Annotated in this window: 18 protein-coding genes and 1 pseudogene; 3 read left to right on the top strand and 16 right to left on the bottom strand. The window is 42.9% G+C overall.

Going from position 1 to position 20,994, the window contains the following annotated elements:
• Positions 1 to 275 precede the first annotated feature (275 nt).
• From HMPREF2926_RS07830 to HMPREF2926_RS07815, 4 genes are all read right to left on the bottom strand, one after another.
• Positions 276 to 965: a YoaK family protein gene (locus tag HMPREF2926_RS07830; RefSeq protein WP_049488809.1), complete on the bottom strand. Its 690-nt coding sequence runs from the start codon at positions 963 to 965 to the stop codon at positions 276 to 278.
• Positions 966 to 1,158: 193 nt separating this feature from the next.
• Positions 1,159 to 1,797, bottom strand: coding sequence for a uridine kinase (gene udk, locus HMPREF2926_RS07825; protein ID WP_003002524.1), 639 nt, complete (start codon positions 1,795 to 1,797; stop codon positions 1,159 to 1,161).
• Positions 1,798 to 2,449: 652 nt separating this feature from the next.
• Entirely contained in the window at positions 2,450 to 4,861 is a 2,412-nt protein-coding gene (locus HMPREF2926_RS07820) for a flavocytochrome c (RefSeq protein ID WP_070587211.1), read from the bottom strand.
• Positions 4,862 to 4,886: 25 nt separating this feature from the next.
• A complete protein-coding gene (locus HMPREF2926_RS07815; protein ID WP_049498663.1) occupies positions 4,887 to 5,495 on the bottom strand; it encodes an NADPH-dependent FMN reductase in 609 nt (202 codons plus the stop codon).
• Positions 5,496 to 5,726: 231 nt separating this feature from the next.
• Here HMPREF2926_RS07815 and HMPREF2926_RS07810 point away from each other — a divergent pair, with 231 nt between their 5' ends.
• Positions 5,727 to 6,926, top strand: coding sequence for an L-lactate MFS transporter (locus HMPREF2926_RS07810; protein ID WP_070587209.1), 1,200 nt, complete (start codon positions 5,727 to 5,729; stop codon positions 6,924 to 6,926).
• Between the two features lie 74 nt (positions 6,927 to 7,000).
• Positions 7,001 to 7,879: an AraC family transcriptional regulator gene (locus HMPREF2926_RS07805; protein WP_013903797.1), complete on the top strand. Its 879-nt coding sequence runs from the start codon at positions 7,001 to 7,003 to the stop codon at positions 7,877 to 7,879.
• Positions 7,880 to 8,146: 267 nt separating this feature from the next.
• Here the strand turns inward: HMPREF2926_RS07805 and HMPREF2926_RS07800 are convergent, their stop codons facing one another.
• The 9 genes and pseudogenes from HMPREF2926_RS07800 to yghU all read right to left on the bottom strand — a co-directional run bounded on the left by HMPREF2926_RS07800 (position 8,147) and on the right by yghU (position 16,945).
• Positions 8,147 to 9,259 carry a hypothetical protein gene (locus HMPREF2926_RS07800; RefSeq protein ID WP_070587207.1) on the bottom strand — a complete coding sequence of 371 codons (1,113 nt, stop codon included), beginning with the start codon at positions 9,257 to 9,259 and terminating at the stop codon, positions 8,147 to 8,149.
• Positions 9,260 to 9,383: 124 nt separating this feature from the next.
• Positions 9,384 to 10,430, bottom strand: a complete 1,047-nt coding sequence (gene rfbB / locus HMPREF2926_RS07795) for a dTDP-glucose 4,6-dehydratase (protein WP_070587205.1) — start codon at positions 10,428 to 10,430, stop codon at positions 9,384 to 9,386.
• Between the two features lie 202 nt (positions 10,431 to 10,632).
• Positions 10,633 to 11,226, bottom strand: a complete 594-nt coding sequence (locus HMPREF2926_RS07790) for a dTDP-4-dehydrorhamnose 3,5-epimerase family protein (protein WP_070587203.1) — start codon at positions 11,224 to 11,226, stop codon at positions 10,633 to 10,635.
• Positions 11,226 to 12,095: a glucose-1-phosphate thymidylyltransferase RfbA gene (gene rfbA, locus HMPREF2926_RS07785; RefSeq protein WP_070587201.1), complete on the bottom strand. Its 870-nt coding sequence runs from the start codon at positions 12,093 to 12,095 to the stop codon at positions 11,226 to 11,228. The genes HMPREF2926_RS07790 and rfbA overlap by 1 nt, the downstream gene beginning before the upstream one ends.
• A 91-nt stretch (positions 12,096 to 12,186) precedes the next feature.
• Positions 12,187 to 13,011, bottom strand: a pseudogene (locus HMPREF2926_RS07780) (ZIP family metal transporter).
• 251 nt (positions 13,012 to 13,262) lie between these two features.
• Entirely contained in the window at positions 13,263 to 14,354 is a 1,092-nt protein-coding gene (locus HMPREF2926_RS07775; protein WP_070587199.1) for an NAD(P)/FAD-dependent oxidoreductase, read from the bottom strand.
• Between the two features lie 6 nt (positions 14,355 to 14,360).
• Positions 14,361 to 15,158: a Nif3-like dinuclear metal center hexameric protein gene (locus HMPREF2926_RS07770; protein ID WP_070587198.1), complete on the bottom strand. Its 798-nt coding sequence runs from the start codon at positions 15,156 to 15,158 to the stop codon at positions 14,361 to 14,363.
• On the bottom strand, positions 15,148 to 15,834 hold the full coding sequence (locus HMPREF2926_RS07765) for a tRNA (adenine(22)-N(1))-methyltransferase (RefSeq protein WP_070587196.1): 687 nt from the start codon (positions 15,832 to 15,834) through the stop codon (positions 15,148 to 15,150). Before HMPREF2926_RS07765 ends, HMPREF2926_RS07770 begins: the two co-directional genes overlap by 11 nt.
• Positions 15,835 to 16,156: 322 nt before the next feature.
• Positions 16,157 to 16,945 carry a glutathione-dependent disulfide-bond oxidoreductase gene (yghU, locus tag HMPREF2926_RS07760; RefSeq protein ID WP_070587195.1) on the bottom strand — a complete coding sequence of 263 codons (789 nt, stop codon included), beginning with the start codon at positions 16,943 to 16,945 and terminating at the stop codon, positions 16,157 to 16,159.
• A gap of 136 nt (positions 16,946 to 17,081) precedes the next feature.
• On the opposite strand from yghU, the gene add reads away from it, so the two are divergent.
• Positions 17,082 to 18,101 (top strand): adenosine deaminase, encoded by a 1,020-nt coding sequence (gene add, locus HMPREF2926_RS07755; protein WP_070587193.1) that lies wholly within the window; start codon positions 17,082 to 17,084, stop codon positions 18,099 to 18,101.
• Positions 18,102 to 18,142: 41 nt separating this feature from the next.
• Here add and HMPREF2926_RS07750 read toward each other — a convergent pair whose 3' ends face one another.
• The 3 genes from HMPREF2926_RS07750 to metA are packed head-to-tail and all read right to left on the bottom strand — an operon-like array spanning position 18,143 to position 20,986.
• A complete protein-coding gene (locus HMPREF2926_RS07750; protein ID WP_049498566.1) occupies positions 18,143 to 19,330 on the bottom strand; it encodes a glycerophosphodiester phosphodiesterase family protein in 1,188 nt (395 codons plus the stop codon).
• Between the two features lie 18 nt (positions 19,331 to 19,348).
• Positions 19,349 to 20,032, bottom strand: coding sequence for a DnaD domain-containing protein (locus HMPREF2926_RS07745; protein WP_049488828.1), 684 nt, complete (start codon positions 20,030 to 20,032; stop codon positions 19,349 to 19,351).
• A gap of 9 nt (positions 20,033 to 20,041) precedes the next feature.
• Entirely contained in the window at positions 20,042 to 20,986 is a 945-nt protein-coding gene (gene metA, locus HMPREF2926_RS07740; RefSeq protein WP_003011482.1) for a homoserine O-acetyltransferase MetA, read from the bottom strand.
• Between the last annotated feature and the right edge of the window lie 8 nt (positions 20,987 to 20,994).

Below are 20,994 nucleotides of genomic sequence, written 5' to 3'. Positions count from 1 at the left end.
TGAGAGGCTAGGATTTTTGTCCCAGCCTCTGGAATATAGATAAAGTTATCTTAAAAACTTTCCTTAGGTGAGCACGGACGTCAGCGAACTTCTATGAAGTTCCATGACTAATTATTGAGCCTAAGGTCTCAATAATTCCGAGTGCTAGAAACAATAGTGTTTCTAGCACTTTTCTCACGGCGGAAAGTTTCAATATATTCTTGATTCATTTTAAAAATGAAATCTCAGTTTTATATCTTTGCAGAATCATTTAACTCATTCTTCTAAAAATTATTTTATCTATTTATGTCGCCTCGCCGATTGAAGTGAAAGACCTCAAAATACTGAATGGCGCGATAGATTAAAAAGATAGTCAAGATGATGGACACCAGCCAAATGGTCTCTAACCCATAAAACTGGATCAAATAGGTCGAAAAAATGGCCCCAAAGACGAAACTCCCGATCAAGCAGGTCATAAAGATGGCTTCCCAGAGGAATTTCTTCTCCTTTTCTCTGACAAAATTCCCATAAGCCACCATGGTTTTCTTGAGATTTCCCGTCATGAAGGAATGATTATAGGCGTAGCCATCCACTTCTCCAAAAGAAGTCGCAACGATTCCTAAACTCAAGCCAAAAAAAGGCACGATGAAGACATTTTTTACCGATGCTGGCAAAAATCCTGTCACCAAGGTTGTGAGGATAAAGGGTACCAAGGTACTGAGACGCCAGACTGAATTGTCAATCAAGCGACGCAAAACCGTCATCAAAAAGATTCCCAGCATAAAGGCCAACATGGTCGCTAACTTTACTTCTACATCTGAGATCTGCTGGCCAATCAAACCAACCGATAGAAAGACCACATTTCCCGTCTGGCCTGCCGCCAAGGTCCCACCCCGACAAATAAAAGTATAAGCATCTGAAAAACCAGCACACATGGTCAATAAACAAGCGAACGCCTTGGTCCGCGAATGAAACTCCCTTTTCATTTCCACTCTCCCTAGGAAAAAGAGGGAGTGGTACAGAATGTTAAAAACCATTTCTCGTACCACCCCCGCAACATTGATGGAGAACTCTTTCGAGCTTTTAGACGAATGACGAGTCTCACCAACTACTGCGACATTCCGTAATTCCAACTATTGTTATTGGATTGGAGATCGATTTCCCTCTTTCTCCCTATTTTTATTTTCCCTCACGCGCTTCGTTGAGGATTTTTTCAATCTTGGTTGTGATCAAGTCAATCGCAACTGTGTTGGTCACGCCCTCAGGAATGATCACGTCCGCATAACGCTTGGTTGGCTCGATGAACTGGTGATACATCGGTTTTACTACACCAAGGTATTGCTCAATGACACTATCCAGACTCCGGCCACGCTCCTCCATATCGCGCTTGATCCGGCGAATAATCCGCACATCATCATCCGTATCAACGAAAATCTTGATGTCCATCAAGTCCCGAAGACGCTTGTCTTCAAGAACTAAGATTCCTTCCACGATGAAAACATCTTGTGGTTCCTGACGATAGGTCTTGCTGCTGCGCGTATGTTCCGCATAGTCATAAGTTGGGATATCCACCGGACGACCCTCCAAGAGTTCATTGATCTGCGCAATCATCAAGTCCGTATCAAAGGCAAAAGGATGGTCATAGTTGGTCTTGATCCGCTCCTCAAAGGTCAAATGACTCTGGTCCTTGTAATAAGAATCATGCTCAATCATGGCAATCTTTTCATTCGGGAAATTAGCCAAAATGGCACGAGACACACTGGTCTTTCCACCACCAGAACCACCAGTAACACCAATAATAATAGGTCTATTTTGCATTTTCTACTCCATTACCTGTAGTCGCCTGAGATATAATAGACATCTCAGACACATCTTATCCATTTTACCATATTTTTGCCTAGACATGAATAGTTTTTCAGTCAGAAATTTGGAAACAAAAACTTTAAGCAAGATCAGCCTGCTAACTCATGACAGAAAAAGAAAGTTCAGCTTAAAATGAAGGTGAACAATAGAATTCCGCGGTCATTAATAGGGCTTTGCCCTAGTTCATATGAAAGTGCCGGAATTTTTAAAAAAAACTCGTACATCCACCAAAAATACGACAAAGAAAAAGCGCTAGGACTGAGGCAACAGTTCTAACACCAAAAATTTTTAAAAATTACAATTACAGTATAGCACAAGATGAGTTTTTTGTTGCACTATATTTTACAATTTTTCAAATAAAAAGTCACCGAATTTAGTGACTTCATTAGGAGATTATGATGAAAAAAGTTTTAGGATTTCATTAAATGAAGGTTACTCAATGAAAATCGAAATCAAACTAGGCAGAGCGACGCAAACATAACTAAAGTTAGGTAAGTCGAATTTAACGAAGTATGGTGAGATTTTCGAAGAGTAATAAGAGATCTTCATTTAATGATGACAAGATACATGAACAGACTTAAAGTTAGCTAAGATTTTAAATCCACTACTAACAATTTTCTTTAACAGCTGTTTGACCTGCAATCCGTCCAAAAGTAAAGATATCCGTAAGCGAATTTCCTCCTAGGCGGTTACCTGCGTGAAGTCCTCCTGCAACTTCTCCGGCAGCATACAAACCAGGAATAATCTGACCTTTTTCATTCAAAACATGTGTTGAAGTATCAATCTTGAGACCACCCATTGTATGGTGAACAGCTGGTTTTCTTGGTGTTGCGTAGAACGGTGCGACCTCACACTTGAGATCAAAACTACCCTTGTTAAATTCAGGGTCAAATCCCGCATCCACATAAGAATTGTACTTTTTGATTGTATCTGCTAAAACCTGTGGATCCATGCCAATCTGAACAGCCAACTCTTCTATCGTATCTGCACGGTATAGAGTGCCTGCTTTGACTTGGGCATCGATTTTTTCTTGGCTAGTATTATAGGCTGTTGCCTTGATGCGATCATCTGCAATCAAGTAGAACAAGCCTCCATTATCAATCGCTGCTTGAGATAGCTTGTCTCGGCTACCGTACTCATCTACAAATCGCTTCCCTTCAGTATTTACCATGATGAAATTAGCTGGAGGAACTTGAAGTCCTGAGAAGAGAGCACCTGTCACTGGATCAGATACCGGCATCATTTGACTAAAGCCCATCCCCACTAGATCTGCACCTACACTTTGACCTAAGAGGATTCCATCCCCTGTTACAGCTGGTGTATTAGAGGTAGCAATATCATCCGCAATTTCGGTCCAGTAGGTATTGTATTTTTGTAGCATCTTAGTATTGGCACCAAATCCTCCAGAAGCTAAAACAACAGCATCTGCATGAACGAGGATGGTTTGACCGTTTCGGCCTTCTGCTCTAACACCCTTGACAGTCCCTTCTTCTACAAGCAATTCTTTAACTGGAGAGTCCGTCAAGATCTTGCCTCCATTTTCTAGAACATATTTTTGTAGAACCGAGATAAAGGCATAACCCATGGGTTGAACCGGCTTATGACCACGACGCCAAAGAGCTCCAACTGGCATTGTGACTTCACTACGAACAAATTCAACACCGATGTCTTCCAACCAGCGAACAGACTCAAGGGCTCGTTCGGTCAATACAGAAACTAAATCATATTGACCATGAATTTCATGTCCTTGTAAATCTTTTCGTTTTCCACCGATATAGGTTTGGATACGGTAAAGTAAGGTAGAATCAAACAAATAGCTTGGATCCTGCAAATACTGCTCAACCTCAACTTTCAAGGCTCTAAAGTCTTCTAAATATTCTGGGTCAATCGTTGATTCATCTATCGCAATCAATTCTTGAAGAGTGTTTGCCTCACCTGGATGAGCTTCGAAGGTCCCTTGCCATGCTGGATCTGGTGCATTCATTGGACCACCCGCACGAACAGTATTTCCTCCAATTGCTGGGAATTTCTCTACAACAATTGGCTTCTTACCAGCTTGTAGGACTGTAGCAGCTGCAGCTAAACCGGCTCCTCCACCTCCGACAATGACAACGTCGGCCTGATAAGTTTTATCTTCTTTATCTAGGGCAGATGGTGCTTTGGAACGTTTCCGTAAAACATCTGGATTTGCACCGGCTTGTTTGACCGCACGTGCAACTCCGTCCAAGACACCATTTGAAGTTACAGAAGCACCTGACACCGCATCAACATTTAAAGTTTGTCCCTCAATGATTTCTGCTGGAATACGAGTGAAAACAACATCTGCGATTCCTGAAGATTCTCCAGAAGAATCAATTTCAATTTTTTCAATACGGTCCTCAGAAACTGTGACGTCCATTGGCAATTTACCATTATGTCCTTCAGTTGTAACGTGATAAGTTCCTGGCTCAAATCGAATTTCTTCAGGAAGATTTAGTTGGTTTGCAACAGATACAAAGCGAAGGAAATGATAGAAACAACTATCTAAGAAATCGACGGTTCGTTCATCAACCAAATCCCCATTTGCATCAAATGCTCGATGAGCTCGGCCAAGTAAGAATTCACTTCCTGGCATAACTGTTGCATTTACACCAGGTGCATCCAAAATCTGACGAAGATGAAGTTGGGCACGTGAAGAACCTTGAACATCATAAGAAGCCCCTACAATCATGGTTGGTTTTCCATCTAGTGGATGGATGTTAAAAGACAACCACTCGATCAAGCTATTCAAACTTGATGGAATCGTATGATTGTGTTCAGGTGTCGAAATAATCACACCGTCTGCTTCCGAAATCGCTTGGTTAAACTTCTGAATAACAGGTGTATCTGTTTGATCATCGGTTTCATTGAACATCGGTACATCGGTAATTTCTAAAATCTCAATATCCGCTTTGGTTGCAAAATGTCTTTGCATAAATTGCAACAAACTACGGTTATAAGATTGTTTGGCATTGGTACCAACAATAGCTACTAATTTCATGGATTGTACTCCTTTCTTGAGACGCTTATGCTTTCAACCATTCTTCCCAGATGAATGATTTCTTACGGTTTGTATCTTCTGGTTTGACCAATGCTTTTGTTAGTTCAACAAAATTTTGGAACTCTGAAAAATGTTCTTCCAACTCTGCAACTTTTTCAGGATTGTTCAAATGATTGTCATCATCCAATACTTGTTCAGAATGACCTAGGAGAAATTCTGTCCCTGGCATCACTCTTGCTTTCAGTTCAGGTGCATCAAGAATCTGACGCAAGTGCGCTTGGGCTCTAGATGTTCCAAGCAATCCAAGAGAAGCTCCGACAATCATCGTTGGTTTGTTAATCAAAGCGCGACTAGTGTAAGCAATCCATTCCAAGGCTGAAGACAGGGGTGCCGGTATGGTGTGGTCATACTCAGGTGTTGAGATAATCACACCATCTGCAGCAAGGATTTTTTCTGAAAAAGCTTGAACTTCGGCAGGTGCTAGCTTGTCCTCAGGTTCGTTAAATGCTGGCAATTGTTTGATTTCCAATACCTCAATGTCAGCTTTATCTGAAAAATGTTTTTGCATAAATTTTAAGAGTTTCCGATTGGTTGAGCGGTCAGAATTTGTTCCAACGATAGCAACTAGTTTCATCTTGCTACCCCCTTTATTTGTTTGATTTCATATCTTTAATATCATTATACAACTTTGACCTATCTTGTAAATCAACAGCCCTAAAAGATTGTGTTATTCTATCAGTTTATCTTAGTTTAGTATAGATTAGTGAAAAAATTAACAATATTTTTTGAGAAAGTATTGACCCTCATTTTTAACTATGTTATAGTCTTTGTGAAAATATGTATTAAGTTAATGGAGTTTTTTCTTATGAAAGAGACATTCAAACGTTGGCAAGTTTTAGCTGCATCAACTGCTATTCTCCTCTGTACAGGAGCTGTCTATTCTTTTTCCGTTTTCGCTGGGCCTCTAAGTTCTTCAACAGGCTGGTCAATGTCCGAAATCATGCTCGCATTTGCAATTAACTCAGCAATCGGACCGATCCCCATGATTCTCGGAGGTTATTTGGTAGACAAGGGATATGTAAAATGGACAATTGCCCTTGGGGCCCTTCTCTTTGCTAGCGGTTTTTACCTAACTGGATATGCTAGTTCACCAGCCATGCTTTATCTGACCTATGGGTTGATGGCAGGTCTCGGTCAAGGATTTGCCTATTCAGGAGCCCTCTCAAATTCACTTCGTCTCTTCCCTGATAAACGTGGCTTAGCTTCTGGGATTCTAACAGGAGGTATGGGGTTTGCTGCAGTTATCGCGTCACCAGTTGCAAGTAGTCTCATTCAAAAACAAGATGCCTTCTTTGCTTTTCGAACAATTGGGCTGGTCTATATTGTTGTTATTATCTGTGCAATTTTCTTCATCAAAGCAGCCCCAAGTGGTTACCAACCTACAGGTTGGAAAGCTCCAGCACAAACTAAACAAGGACCTGCTAATAAAAACTGGAAAGAAATGCTACAAAGTCCGCTATTTTACATTATTATCAGCATGTTCTTTGTCGGTGCTTTCTCTGGTTTAATGATTGCCTCTCAGGCATCCCCAATTGGTCAATCAATGTTTGGCCTTTCAGCTGGAACAGCAGCTCTCTATGTTTCTCTGTATTCAATCGCGAACTCTAGTGGTCGCTTTATCTGGGGATCACTCTCTGATAAAATTGGTCGTTCTCAGACTTTATTGATTATCTATTCAGTCATCGTATTGGCACTCTTCTCTTTAACAATTATCCCTGGACAACTGGGTTTCACTCTAGGAATCCTCGGACTTGGTATCTGCTTCGGTGGTGTTATGGGAGTCTTCCCTTCCATTGTCATGGAGAACTACGGACCTACAAATCAGGGGGTCAACTACGGCATCGTCTTTACAGGATATTCTTTAGCTGCATTTTTTGCACCTAAAGTTGCGGTTCAAATGGCAGCAGCCAACAATGGAAATTACAGTGCTGCATTCTACGTCGCTATCGCTTTAGCAGTTGTTGGGCTCCTTCTCAACCTTCTATATATGAAGAAGAAAGGCTAAAAAATAGAACTTCCTATATAAGGAAGTTTTTTTGATATAATAAAACTAGAAATAGTTTATCGGGAGGATTTATCATGGCTCAATATTCACGACATTTACGAGATAACCCATCTGATTTCCCCTACGATTTTGAAAAACAAATCTTATCTAAGCAATCAGCTGATACCATTTATCATTGGCATCCTGAACTTGAGATAATCTATGTCAAAAAAGGAACTGCTACCTTGTATATCAATTCTGAGCGCTTTGAAAGTCATGAAGGCGATATTTTTCTGATTCAGCCAACATCTCCTCATGCTATCTACGCTATTGAAAATCAAGAACAAATTTCTACAGTTTTTCGCATCCATCTAGATTTCCTAGGTAGGAATCAAATAGACAGTTTTAGCCAACGCTATATTCAACCAATATACTCTGGACATTTTTATCTCACTCCTCGGATTTCGCCAGACGATCATGCTTATGAACCAATTCGCGATTGTCTTTTTTCTCTCTTTTCTATCCTTGAAGAACAGAGTATTTACTACGACCTCCTATTAAAGTCTAAACTCTATGAATTTTTCTATCTTCTCTTTAAGTACAGGTATGTCAATCGACACTATACAGATGATACGTATCAAAAATATCAGAAATTAAAAGAAATGATTGGTTATCTTGAGCAACACTATGCAGAGCCCATTCAAATTGATCATCTTGCTACAACATTTGGATATAGCAAAAATCACTTTATGAATATATTCAAACAACACACTGGGACAAGCTGTATGGATTATCTCATACGAATGCGTTTAGAGAAGGCTTGTGAAAAGCTCGTTCAAACCAATCAAAGTGTTCAAGAAATAGCAAGCCAGGTCGGCTTTACTAACCTCTCAAACTTCAATCGACAATTCAAACAGCATTTTCACTTGACTCCTAGACAATATCGAAACCAACAACTCAAAAAAGAATCCTAACCATATCTCTCCTTAGAATCTTACTTGGGAAACTTTTCTTTCTCAAATAAAAAGGACCTTGCAGTCCTTTCAGACTGAATAAAAAGTCCATTTTGGACAATTTTCTTCAGTCTTTTTTAAAAATAGAGAAAGTAAAAACTCTTAAGAATAGCGCGATATCAGCATTCCTAAGAGTTTTCACTATATGGTACCCAACCTACAAAATGGCAATGTTTCTATTGCTGGTAGGATTTGTCTACGTTCTAAAAGGACCTTGCAGTCCTTTGATTAGTTCACTTTTTCTAATTTTGCGGCAAATTCATTACCACCACGTAAGACGAGTATGTTTTTTCCACCGTTGACAGGTACGAAACAATAATTTGAATTAGCTTGTATATAGACTTCCTTAGCGCTCTTCACTTGATAGCCTTCTGATTTCACCGCTTCTTGAATTACTTCAAATGTGTGTTCAATCTCTTCTTTAGAAGTCGTGTCTCCATCATACTTTTCTGAATCAGCTAGAGAATAGAATGCGTAAGCCTTGCTATCGTAATACTTATCACTAATAATTCCGTGATCTGAAATCTGAACAGTTGTATTATCTCCTTCTGTCACATTCTTCCACTTTCCAACCATGGCCTTTGGTGTTTCAACCTTGTGATAGACCAAATTTTCTTCAAAGTTTCCTTTGTATGACTTATAAGTTTTCAAGTCAAATAAATCATTTCTTAAAATAATATTGCTTCCGTCTTTTTGGAGCAAGTTATAGCGTGTGTTCCCGCCAGACTTAATAACAACTATTTCTGTCGTCTTCAGGTTAAATTTCTTATCGACATCCGCAAGTGAATGCAAGTCCGTCACATTTAACAAAGAAAGTGCTGTATTAAATTCTTTTTTCGCTTCATTGCCCTTGAGAACCTTTTTGATGGTCTCATCACCATTGACTCTTTGTTTCTTTCCACTTAGTTCATAAGTGACCGGACTTGAATCCGTATTTCTCAACCAAACGCCATCTACACTTGGTCCACCTGAAAAGAAAAAGAACCAAGCAAAAGCAATCACTGCGACAAGACCTACGACTGCTACCCCAATTTTTGTTTGTTTATTGAAAGAAAATGTCAATTTTTTCGGTCTTGGCACAGGTTGCAAGGTTTTCGCAGATGGTTGTGGTTGGACAAAAGCTGTCTGCTCTTGTGAAAGAGGCGCACTAGGTGCAACAGGTGCTTCCTGAGAAGGAGCCTGCGCTTCAGTTGCTGGAGCTGGTGCCTCAGTTGTTGGAGTCGGCGCTTCTTTTCGCTCTACGATAAACTCCCCTTTTTCACGCGCTTCTTGAAATTCTTGCATACTTGGCTTGCGACCATTGACCGCTTCAAAGTATTCAACCCAATCTTTTTGATTCATCATATCCCCCTTATTGATTCATTAAAAAAACTAATCATATTATACCACAAATCCATGGTTAATTTTGTGATTTTCAGAAAATAAAAGAAAAAATCCAAGTAGTTTTCCACTTGGACTTTCTTCCTTATTTCAAAACTTTTTGTGTTTTCGCGTAATTGGCTTCGACAGCTTCTTTTTCAGCCTTCCACCAGTCTTGGTGGTCTGTGTACCACTTGATGGTATCTTCCAAACCTGCTTCGAAGTTTGTGAATTGTGGTTCCCAACCCAATTCTTCACGCAATTTGGTTGAATCGATGGCGTAACGCAAATCGTGACCAGCACGGTCTGTTACACGGTCGTAGGCGTCTTTTGGTTGACCCATTTTTTCAAGGATGAGCTCAAGCACTTCCTTGTTGTTCTTTTCACCGTCAGCACCGATCAGGTAAGTTTCACCGATACGGCCTTTAGTGAGGATAGCCCAAACACCAGTTGAGTGGTCGTTGGTATGGATCCAGTCACGAACGTTCTTCCCTTCACCGTAAAGTTTTGGCTTGATGCCAGACAAGATATTGGTGATTTGACGTGGGATGAATTTTTCGATGTGTTGGTATGGCCCGTAGTTGTTTGAACAGTTTGAAATCGTTGCTTTGACACCAAATGAACGTACCCAAGCTTTCACAATCAAGTCTGAAGCAGCCTTGGTTGATGAATAAGGTGATGATGGGTTGTATTTGGTTTCAGCAGTGAATTTTTCACCAGGACCTTCCCCATGTCCAGGAAGATCTTGGCGTAATGGAAGGTCTCCATACACTTCGTCTGTTGACACGTGGTGGAAACGAATATCGTATTTACGAGCCGCTTCCAAAAGTGTATAAGTTCCAACAAAGTTTGTGTAGATAAATGGAGATGGATCTTTGAGGGAATTGTCATTGTGGCTTTCAGCCGCATAGTGAACAATAGCATCAGCCTTGGCGGCCAATTTGTCAACTAATTCAGCATCAGCGATGTCTCCCACCACCAACTCAACACGATCTCCAAGGATTTCTTCGATATTGGCACGGTTTCCAGCATAAGTAAGTTTATCAAAGACAGTCACATGCACGTCTGGATGGTTGTTGTAGACATAGTGTACGAAGTTTGAACCGATGAAACCAGCGCCACCGGTTACGATGATGTTTTTGTATTCAGTCATTTTTTCTCCAAATAATTTTTAGTTTTGATTGTTCCTTTAGCTAGTGAGGGACGCCAGCAACCTTTCGGTTTCATGGCTAAATCCGAAGCCAAAGTCTCCGGATTTCCTTACAAGATTCCCTGAGGGAATCTTGTTTTCACTAGGACAGGAACAATCTTATAACGCTCCTTGCAGTCGCGATACTGCTATGCAAGGTTCATTCTTACAAATCTTCTGCTTTTAGGGGTTTAACATCTTTGAGCAATGGGTGATTTTTGTCTGCTTCTGAGACTTCTGCTTCTTCCAAGTTTTCCCATTGGATGTCTAGGCTTGGGTCTGCGTAGTTGACAAAAGCATATTTTGGTTTGAGTTCCAGTGCCCAGTAATCATTGACTAAGTATGTATAAGCAACTTTGTCTGTCAAAACTTGGAACCCATTGGCTACACCACGAGGGACGAAGATGCCTTTTGAAGCATCGATCACGGTTTGGTAGGTGTTCCCAAAGGTCTCACCTTCACGAAGGTCTACCCAAGTTCCAAGAACCTTTCCTTCATCTGCTACAGAGATGTACTTGTCCCAAGGCTCTGCATGCAAGCCACGCAAAACATTCTTACGAGAGAATGAAATATTGTTTTGCAACTTGCCTTCTGCAAAGAAGCTTTCAGGGAATCCAAGGGGAAGCATTTTCTCTTTTTGGAAGTTTTCTTTAAACCAACCACGGTTATCCCCGCGCACTGGAATATCAAACTCCATCAAGCCTGGGATGGCTTCAATTTTGCGGGCTGCTAATTCTTTATCAAAAAATTGTTCCGTCATTATGCTTCTCCAATCAAACGGAGCAAGTATTGTCCGTATTCGTTTTTCTTCAATGATTGCGCTAATTCATGGACTTGTTCTTTGTTGATATAACCCATGCGATAGGCAATTTCCTCAAGGTTAGCCACTTGGACATTTTGCAAGCGTTGAACAGTTTCGATATATTGAGATGCTTGCAAGAGACTTTCGTGAGTTCCAGTATCCAACCAGGCAAAGCCACGGCCCATGAGCTCAACAGAGAGATCTCCACGCTCCAAATAAGCCCTGTTAACATCGGTGATTTCAAGCTCTCCACGAGGGCTTGGTTTGATGTTTTTGGCAATTTCTACCACATCATTGTCATAGAAGTAAAGCCCGGTCACTGCAAAGTTCGATTTTGGATGTTCTGGTTTTTCCTCGATAGAGATAGCATTCATATCCGCGTCAAACTCTACCACCCCAAAGCGTTCTGGATCTTTGACTTGGTAACCAAAGACAGTCGCTCCTTTTTCTTTCGCTTCTGCCCGTTGCAACATCTTGGTTAAGCCATTTCCATGGAAGATATTGTCCCCAAGGATGAGGGCAACATGATCGTCACCGATAAAGTCTTCTCCAATGATAAAGGCTTGCGCCAAGCCATCTGGACTTGGTTGCTCTGCATAAGAGAGAGAAATTCCTAGCTCAGAGCCATCTCCAAGAAGCTCTTCAAAACGAGGAAGGTCTTGAGGAGTCGAGATGATCAGGATTTCTTTGATCCCTGCCAACATAAGGGTTGACAGCGGATAGTAGATCATTGGTTTGTCATAAATGGGCATCAACTGTTTAGAAGCCGCACGTGTCAATGGATACAAGCGAGTTCCTGAGCCCCCTGCTAAAATAATACCTTTCATAATGTTAGGCCTTTCTACGTAGTCATTACTCTTATTTTATCATGTTTATATAAAAAAGTCACCTTGCATCTATGATACAAGGTGATGTTCCTTATCCCAAAGCGACGTCTAGGATCATCATAATGACAAAGCCAACCATGAGGCCCAGGGTCGCTACGTCTGTATTGCCATTGGTCTGTGAATCTGGAATCAACTCTTCGACCACCACGAAGATCATCGCACCTGCCGCAAAAGAAAGGGCGTAAGGCAAGATGGCCGTCATGGATAAGACCGCTACTGCCCCTAGCAGAGCTCCGATGGGCTCAACGATGGCCGACATGGATCCCAAATAAAAGGCATTGAGTCGGGATTTGCCATCCGTCCGGATTGGAATCGAAAGGGCCGCACCTTCTGGGATATTTTGCAAACCAATCCCGATAGCTAAGCCAACCGCCCCGATAAAGGCTTCTGGACTTGGATTGCTCGCCAGAGCCCCAAAAGCCACTCCGACTGCTAAGCCTTCTGGGAAATTATGGATAGTGATGGCGAGAAAGAGTAGGGTTGTTTTAGACAACTTCTTCTCCCGCGGCGTATGGATACTCTCAGCCTCTTAAATCTCCTTCGTCATATGAAGGTGAGGGACGATGGCGTCAATCAAGCGAAGGAAAAAACCTCCAGCTAAAAAACCGATCGCCGCTGGCAACCAAGCCAGGCTCCCATAAGAGGTTTCCGCATACTCAATCGAGGGTTGTAAGAGCGACCAAAAAGAAGCCGCGATCATAACCCCCGCCGCAAATCCCATCATGATGTCCAGTAATTTGCGACTAATATGCTTGAAGAAAAAGACGATGGCTGACCCGACAATGGTACAGCCCCATGTAAACAATCCTGCGAGAAAGGCCTGCAAGACCACGGATTGCGATTGAAACCAATTCATAATAACTCCCATTTTCTTGATGATTCAATTGTTCTATTCTACTATTTTTAGCCCAATTAAGGAAGATCTTTCGCAAAAAGAGAGTGAGACAGAAATCGGTCATTCGTTAGAATTCGATTTCGTCGTCCCACCTCCGCACAGTTGAGCAGGGCTGTAAAAGCTGATGAAATCAGCGTAGTAGAGCCTACTCAACCACTGCGTCTTGCTCGACAATCCAAAGAAAATTGAGAGGCTAGGACTTTTGTCCCAGCCTACTTCTTCATATATTGTTCAACTGGATAATCTGCCGGATCTAAGCGCAGGTTTCCTCCTACCACGAGTTGGGCTAGGTGCCACCCAATGAGGGGACCTGTTGTGAGGCCAGACGAACCAAGTCCACTAGCGACATAGAGGCCTGCTTGATCAGGAACAGCTCCCCAAAATGGTGAAAAGTCACTGGTGTAGGCACGGGTTCCCACGCGCTCCCCGATAACTTCGGCTTGAGCGAGTTCTGGATAGTAAGACAGGGCTTCTGTTTCCATCTGATTGAGCAGAACTTGATCCACTGTCAGGTCAAAGCCCATCTCATTTTCATGGGTAGCTCCCATACTGATTTTGCCCTGCTGAAAGGGAATGATATCCAGCTCTCCTTCAGGCATGACCACCGGATAATCATCAGTATCTACATCTAGCTGATAATCCCGCAGTTGCCCCTTTTGCGGACGGACATCAACTTGGTAGCCAAGCGACTCGAGGATTTGCCCCAACCAGGCTCCTGTTGCCAGGATGACTTGGTCATAGCATTCTCCTGCAATCTGATAGCCATCATCTGTGACTGAGAGAGTAACCTCTTCCTTGATCACTCTTGCCTCACTTGCCTGAAGAAGGGTTTCTGTCAGAAGAGCTCCTTCTACATGGGCTCCACCTGAGGCATAAAGGAGCTTCTCAAAGCCTTGTAGATCAGGAAATTGCCGGGCTACTTCTTCCTTGGTTAAGATTGCCAAATCTCCAATCAAGGGAGATTCTTCCCGACGACTCAGCGCCAACTGATAGAGTTCGTCTAATTTATCCTCCTTTTTCTTGAGGAGATAGACACCGGTCTGCTGGTAAAAATCTGTTTTAATTCCGTCCTTGGCCAGGTCTTCTACCAATTCTTGGTAAAAATCAGCTCCCAGACGAGCCAGGCGATACCAGTCCTTGTTTCGCCGTTTGGAAAACCAAGGGCTAATAATGCCTGCTGCCGCCGTAGTCGCTTGGCCGACTCCATGGTCATAGACGGTCACATCCACTTGTGCTTCTTTGGATAAATAATAGGCTGCAGTGGATCCCACGATCCCTGCACCAATAATGGCAACTTTCATCATGACCCCTTAGATATGGCAAAAAGGATTGGTGCTGGCTTGACTGCCAATCACTTCAATCTCCCACGCTTCTTCAGCTTTCCACTGATTGAGCTTTTCTACTAATTTTGACACAAAGAGAACCTCGATATGGTGTCCTGGATCCAAGGCCAAGAGCCCATCGCTCAGCATGTCCTGAGCCGTGTGGTAGTAGATATCTCCTGTGATATAAACATCTGCTCCCTTGGCGAGAGCATCCTTGTAAAAGGACTGACCACTTCCTCCACAGATGGCGACGCGCTCAATGACCCGTTCCAAATCCGCCTGATCATAACTGACTAGGCGCAAAGCATCTAAGCCAAAGGTTTCTTTGACCTTGTCAGCCAACTGACCAAAGGTTTGAGTAGCTACCCGACCGATGCGACCAATTCCCAGCCCTTCCCCTGTCATACTGAGGGGCTCTGTATCTTCAATTTCCAAGAGCTGGCAAAACCAATCGTTGAGCCCATCTGGGACAATGTCAATATTAGTATGGCTGACGTAGACAGCGATATCATGCTTGATCAAATCGATATAGATCTGATTTTGAGCCCGATCGGCTACCAAATCCTTGATGGGACGGAAAATCGGTGCGTGCTTGACGATGATCAAGTCTACCCCATGGGCGATAGCTTCTGCCACTGTCTGCTCGCGGATATCTAAGGCCACCATGACCTTGTGGATGTCTTTTTGTAGCGTGCCGACCTGTAGCCCACGGACATCTCCCTCCATGGAAAGTTCCTGAGGACAGTAGGCTTCATAGTGTTTGATGACTTCACTAGCTAACATGTAGAACCTCCTTGATATGAGCGATGCGCTCTTCTAACGATGCTCTGGCAGATTGATTCTCAACTGGGACCTGCTCCAAGGCAAAGGCTAATTTCTCCACTTCCTTGGACCACTTTTGGACAAAGGCTGGAGCTTGTTCCCGCATCAAATGGGGACCAAAGCGTAGTTCCTTGGCTGTCAACTCTTGAGAACCCTGTTCCACCACAAGGATCTCATAGAACTTCTCATTTTCTTCCAAGATCGCTTCATCGACAATGCAGAAATCATGGTCGACTAACCAAGCCCGCAGTTCATCCTCTCGATTATTGGGTTGCAGGACCAAGCGAGAGACACCAGCTAATTTCTCAAGACCTGCTGCTAGGATATCCCCAATCAAGCGTCCTCCCATTCCAGCAATGGTAATACAGGAAATGCCATCCGAGGGTTCAAAGGCAGCCAATCCATTGGCTAGGCGGACTTCAATCTTGTCCTCTAAGCCATTATCCGCAACATTTTGAAGGGCAGACTGATAAGGCCCCTCAACCACTTCACCAGCGATAGCAACCTCAATCTTGCCTTCTTGTAAGAGGGCGATTGGGAGATAAGCATGGTCACTCCCCACGTCCAACAGACGCGCTCCAGCTGGGACGAAGCTAGCCACCAAGTCCAAGCGATTTGATAATTTTGTAAATTCCATGTGCTACTTTCTAAACTTTTATTCCACCCTTTAGTATACCATGTTTGCACCATTAAAAAAAGGCGCGACGGCGCCTTATCAAATTGTTGCTAAATTGTTCTAGCTAGCTATATAAGTCGAGAAATCTCTTATTTTTGGAGCCAAAAAAATACGTATTGAGTTTTCTGCAGTGAGAAAAGTGCATGAAACTTTTTGTTTCATGCACTCGGGAGTTTTGAAACTTTAGGTTCAAAACTAAGTCATGGAACTTCTACGAAGTTCGCTGACATCCGGACTCACCTAAAGAAAATCTCAATACAATTGAATTATCTATGCTTAGACTTTAGTAAATTTCCTTATATTCCACTTCCAAGCCACGTTTCACTGCTGGGCGATTGGCAATTTTCTCTGTCCAAGCCTGCAAATGCTTGTATTCCTTCACATTTAGGAAAATCCCTGCACGGTCCCAAACCTTGTCTTGGGCTAGACGACCATACCAAGACCAGATGGCAATATCTGCAATGCTATAATCATCCCCTGCGATATAAGGTTTAGTAGCCAGTTCCTTGTCCAGTAGGTCCAATTGACGTTTGGCTTCCATGGCAAAGCGGTTGATGGCATACTCGATTTTCTCCGGCGCATAGTGGAAGAAATGACCAAAACCTCCCCCTAAGAATGGTGCTGCACCCGTCTGCCAGAAGAGCCAGTTGAGCACTTCTGTCCGTTTAGCCAGATCAGTCGGGATTAATTGGCCAAATTTCTCTGCTAGATACAGGAGGATATTCGCCGATTCAAAGACACGAATGGCTTTATCGCCTGATTGATCCAACATGGCTGGAATTTTCGAGTTTGGATTGATGGCTACAAAGTCACTACCAAACTGATCTCCCTCACCAATCTTGATCCGATAAGCGTCATAGCCTGCATCCACTCCCAGCTCTTTGAGTTCTTCAAGCATAATGGTAGCCTTGATCCCATTGGGTGTTGGAAGGGTATAGAGTTGGAAAGGTTGATCCCCTTTTGGAAGAGTTTGTTCAAAGCGGGCACCTGCTGTTGGTTGGTTCAAGCCACCCCAGGCTCCTCCCATTTGACTTGGTGCTTCCCATACTTCTGGTAATTGATAGTCTGACATCTTTCTTCTCCTTTATTTCGCTACTCCTAGCATATCAAATATTGGGCTCCCTTTCAAAGATCTGCTACGTGAACGCTACTTGACTTTTTTTGTCAAAATGATAGTATAGAAAAAATACAATTTTAAGGAGAAAACCATGTCCACGATCGATTTTCATAGTTTGGCAAAGATAGAACTTCACTGTCACTTAGACGGTTCCTTGTCGCTTCCGATCATTCGCCAGCTGGCAGCCATGGCCAATATTGACCTACCTGCTAGTGATGAGGAGCTCAAGCACCATGTCACTGCGCCTGCCCACTGTGAGAATCTTTTGGACTATTTGGAAGCCTTTGACTACATTCGACCCCTTCTTCAAACCAAGAAAGCCTTGACGCTTGCTGCTTACGATGTGGCCAAGCAAGCTGCTCTAGAAAACGTCGTCTACATCGAAGTCCGCTTCGCACCAGAATTGTCCATGGACCAAGGACTCACCGTCCCAGAAACCATCGATGCTGTCTGCGATGGTCTGCGCCAAGCCCAGAATGAATTTGGCATTGTTGCAAAAGCCTTGGTCTGTGGCATGCGCCAGTCAGATCAAGAAGTCACATCTCGCATTCTTGCAGAAGCCAACCAAGTTAGTGATCAGGATTTTGTTGGTTTTGACTTTGCCGGGGATGAGCACAACTACTCTCCAGAAGATATTCGACCTCTAATTGAGCAAGTCAAGAGTTACCATCGGCCCATGACGCTTCATGCAGGTGAGTGTCATTGCCCACACTTTGTTGCCCAATCGATTGCATTTGGTATCAAACGCAATGGCCACGTAACAGCTCTGTCTCATGAACCTACCTTACTCCAATCCTTTATTGAAAATGGGGTTACTGGTGAACTTTGCTTGACAAGTAACCTCCAAACCAAGGCTGCTGCCACTATGGAAGACTTTCCTTACCTCAAGATGAAAGAAGCTCAAGCCCATATCAGTATCAACACAGATAACCGAACCGTTTCTGATACAGATTTGACCAAGGAATATGAACTCTACCATCGCCACTTCCATACAACGCCAGCTGACTTTTACCAGCATAATATCGATGCCATCCAGGCTTCCTTTGCCAGTAAGGAAGAAAAGCAAGAACTCCTTAGCAAACTAGAAAAAGCCTACGCGGACTATCTATAAATGAAAAAACTAGCGCCTGATGAAAGGGCTAGTTTTCTGTTTTATTTCGATACGGATTCATACACGGCCATATCCTGTGGAGTCAATAAGCCAGTGTAAAAGCCATCAACATTGATCGCAGCATACTTAGTTAGGCTCTCATAGGTTTGAATGGTATGAACATAGACCCGTTTTCCAAGTTTATGTACCTGTTCGATAAACTTAGGAGTTAAGCGAGAATCGTCGATAGGGACGGTCACCGCCTCGATTTCCTTGTGCTTGGCGATAAAATCCAGCACTTCTTCTCCACTATCTGGTGAGGCGTAGAGCGTATAGATCACGTGCTTGAAAGGATAAATAGATTCGATTTCTCCGAACATCTCTTGATGATAAATTTGTGGAATCACACGATCCAATAGTTCTTTGTCTCGCTTGTTTGCTTCTGAAACAAGTTCTTTAAATTGTGTAATCCTATCTTCCTTAGAGATTTCCATCGATTTGATATCTGTCACCAACACCATATCTCGATTAATTATCATTTGATCAAACACATCCCCTATTAACATGGTCGTAAAGCGACTTGGTGTTTCTGGGGAACCATAACCCTGAAATTTCTTCCATTCCTTAGAAGAAGGTGCGACATCATCTTTGTTTCCAAAATGGTACCAATCATGAACTGCAGCTAATTTCTTGTCACTAGTCAAATTAAAATCCATTTCAAACAAGCGATGGCCGAGATTGTAATTTTGCCGTAAAGCCTCTAAGGAATTGGTATACTTCGTATTGTACTCCTTCTCCCGGACCGTCCCTCCAGCGTGGGCTATTAGTCTTGGAGAACCCCTTAGCCAATCTTTCTTATTAACCTTGGTGTACTGCACGAAACCATATTGGTTAGACAGCTGGCCATTGGTCAAACGTTCAAGTGTTTCCTTATCCACATAGGTTTTCTTCCAGAAAGTTGTCTCTTGATGGGCTTTAAAGCGATAATGATTTTTATCAAATACCTTTGTTTTTGCGTTCCACTGGATGTCAATGATTACATTGGCATCTTTTTTACGAAATCCTGTCTTCGTTTTGGTATAGCCAGCCTCTAGTAGAGTCTCTTCTACTGGGTACAGGCCCGATGTTAATAGGTTGGTCCGTACGTAGTAAAAGCTGATCATGCCAAACAATAAAAACAATCCGACCACTAACATAGTCGGATAGAGCCATCTAAATCGTCTGCGTCTGTTTTTATCTCCCCATTTCAATTGATCAATCGTCTCCTTTTAATCCTTCCACAAATCCATGGCCTTCAAGAAATCGTCTGAAACCGTTACATTGCGTGGGTTGGCTTGCTCGCGTTCTTGTAGTTTCGCCTCTACTTGGGCCAGGCTGTTGATGCCTTCACTGCGCCAGTTTCGCAAAATGGCTTGTATATATTTCCAGTGAGGCTTGCCGTTAAAGACAGCTTCTCGTAGGGCTGCCTTGATCACATCTGGATCTGTCTGATCCTCTCGCACGGTCTTGGTCAGGTCTTCAATCTCAAAAGGCGTCAAGAGTCGTCCCAGTTCTTGTTGGAAAGTTTCCACCAAGTCCTTGATGACATTTCCCTTAGCAGGCGCGCTTTGTGCCTTCCCTTGGGATTGGGCTTCTAAAATCTCATCCAAGCGCTCCAGGGCAATGGTCGCATCAAAGATGGCTTCAATCTCGCCATTGAGCTCAATGGTCCGGTACTGAAGGAGTCCCTTGGTGGTCAAATTGGACATAATCCGATTGACTTCTGTCACAGTTTTTCCTAGATGACTAGCAATCTGATTGGGAGTTAAGGCCTCGTGGCCGGTCGTATTTTGAAGGAAGAAAAACTGCCAAACCAAGTAATCATCTGCTTGGTCAAACAATTCATGATAATGAAAAAGCAAGGCACTTGGAAGAACCAAGTTGCCATACTTAAATGCTTGTGAATATGTCATAATTCCCCTTTATAGGTAACCATAAAATGAAATATCTTTTTCCAATTCTTCCAAGCGGTAAGGTGTTTCTTGATAAACCGCATAGTTGATCCAATTACTAAAGAAGGTCGTCGCAGCTAGATTCCAACGAATGCGAGGCTCTGTATTAGCGTCATCCCCATCAAAATAATTCTTAGGGACGTCTGGATCCAAGCCTGCCTTGACATCTCGGTGGTATTCTTTTGCCAGCGTGTCGCGATCATACTCCAGATGGCCAAAGCTATAGACCTCACGCATATCTGGACTGGCAATGATGGAAAGCCCAACTTCATTTCCTTGAGCGATCACTTGAAGATTGCTCTTTTCAAGGACTTCCTTCAAAGGAATATCTGTATAACGAGAATGAGGGGCAAGGAAGCGATCGTCAAAGCCTCTCATGAGCAGACTATCGGGACGCACCACTGCTTGATCATAGATACCCGATAGCTTGTCACAGAGCTCTACTTTTTGAATCCCGTAACGGTGGTACAGTCCAGCCTGCGCTCCCCAACAAAGGTGCAAGGTCGAAAAGACATGCCGTTTAGACCATTCAAAAACCTGGGTCAATTCTTCCCAGTAGTCTACTTCCTCAAAGTCCATCTTTTCGACAGGTGCTCCTGTCACAATCAAGCCGTCATAGTAATTATCCTTGATATCCTCAAAGGTCTTGTAGAAGCTCTCCAAATGCTCAGCCGCTGTATTCTTGGATTCATGGCTCGCCATGTAGAGGAAATCTACATTGATCTGCAAGGGCGTATTGGCAAGGAGCCGTAAGAGCTGGGTTTCTGTCGCAACCTTGGTCGGCATCAGATTAAGAATGAGAACATTCATCGGCCGAATATCCTGGTGAGTCGCCCGAACATCATCCATGACAAAAATATTTTCTGAACGAAGGATATCGACTGCTGGTAATTTTTTATCTAGAGTAATTGGCATAAAAAGCT

Source organism: Streptococcus sp. HMSC078D09 (genome assembly GCF_001813675.1).
Classification (GTDB): Bacteria; Bacillota; Bacilli; order Lactobacillales; family Streptococcaceae; genus Streptococcus.
The sequence above is the reverse complement of the archived record's forward strand: the minus strand, read 5'-3'. Positions and strand labels throughout refer to the sequence as shown.

What these genes read in the sequence shown, in the direction of transcription:
- HMPREF2926_RS07830 (WP_049488809.1), bottom strand. Translation starts at nt 965, where the DNA reads ATGAAAAGGGAGTTTCATTCGCGGACCAAGGCGTTCGCTTGTTTATTG.
- udk (WP_003002524.1), bottom strand. Translation starts at nt 1,797, where the DNA reads ATGCAAAATAGACCTATTATTATTGGTGTTACTGGTGGTTCTGGTGGT.
- HMPREF2926_RS07820 (WP_070587211.1), bottom strand. Translation starts at nt 4,861, where the DNA reads ATGAAATTAGTAGCTATTGTTGGTACCAATGCCAAACAATCTTATAAC.
- HMPREF2926_RS07815 (WP_049498663.1), bottom strand. Translation starts at nt 5,495, where the DNA reads ATGAAACTAGTTGCTATCGTTGGAACAAATTCTGACCGCTCAACCAAT.
- HMPREF2926_RS07810 (WP_070587209.1), top strand. Translation starts at nt 5,727, where the DNA reads ATGAAAGAGACATTCAAACGTTGGCAAGTTTTAGCTGCATCAACTGCT.
- HMPREF2926_RS07805 (WP_013903797.1), top strand. Translation starts at nt 7,001, where the DNA reads ATGGCTCAATATTCACGACATTTACGAGATAACCCATCTGATTTCCCC.
- HMPREF2926_RS07800 (WP_070587207.1), bottom strand. Translation starts at nt 9,259, where the DNA reads ATGAATCAAAAAGATTGGGTTGAATACTTTGAAGCGGTCAATGGTCGC.
- rfbB (WP_070587205.1), bottom strand. Translation starts at nt 10,430, where the DNA reads ATGACTGAATACAAAAACATCATCGTAACCGGTGGCGCTGGTTTCATC.
- HMPREF2926_RS07790 (WP_070587203.1), bottom strand. Translation starts at nt 11,226, where the DNA reads ATGACGGAACAATTTTTTGATAAAGAATTAGCAGCCCGCAAAATTGAA.
- rfbA (WP_070587201.1), bottom strand. Translation starts at nt 12,095, where the DNA reads ATGAAAGGTATTATTTTAGCAGGGGGCTCAGGAACTCGCTTGTATCCA.
- HMPREF2926_RS07775 (WP_070587199.1), bottom strand. Translation starts at nt 14,354, where the DNA reads ATGATGAAAGTTGCCATTATTGGTGCAGGGATCGTGGGATCCACTGCA.
- HMPREF2926_RS07770 (WP_070587198.1), bottom strand. Translation starts at nt 15,158, where the DNA reads ATGTTAGCTAGTGAAGTCATCAAACACTATGAAGCCTACTGTCCTCAG.
- HMPREF2926_RS07765 (WP_070587196.1), bottom strand. Translation starts at nt 15,834, where the DNA reads ATGGAATTTACAAAATTATCAAATCGCTTGGACTTGGTGGCTAGCTTC.
- yghU (WP_070587195.1), bottom strand. Translation starts at nt 16,945, where the DNA reads ATGTCAGACTATCAATTACCAGAAGTATGGGAAGCACCAAGTCAAATG.
- add (WP_070587193.1), top strand. Translation starts at nt 17,082, where the DNA reads ATGTCCACGATCGATTTTCATAGTTTGGCAAAGATAGAACTTCACTGT.
- HMPREF2926_RS07745 (WP_049488828.1), bottom strand. Translation starts at nt 20,032, where the DNA reads ATGACATATTCACAAGCATTTAAGTATGGCAACTTGGTTCTTCCAAGT.
- metA (WP_003011482.1), bottom strand. Translation starts at nt 20,986, where the DNA reads ATGCCAATTACTCTAGATAAAAAATTACCAGCAGTCGATATCCTTCGT.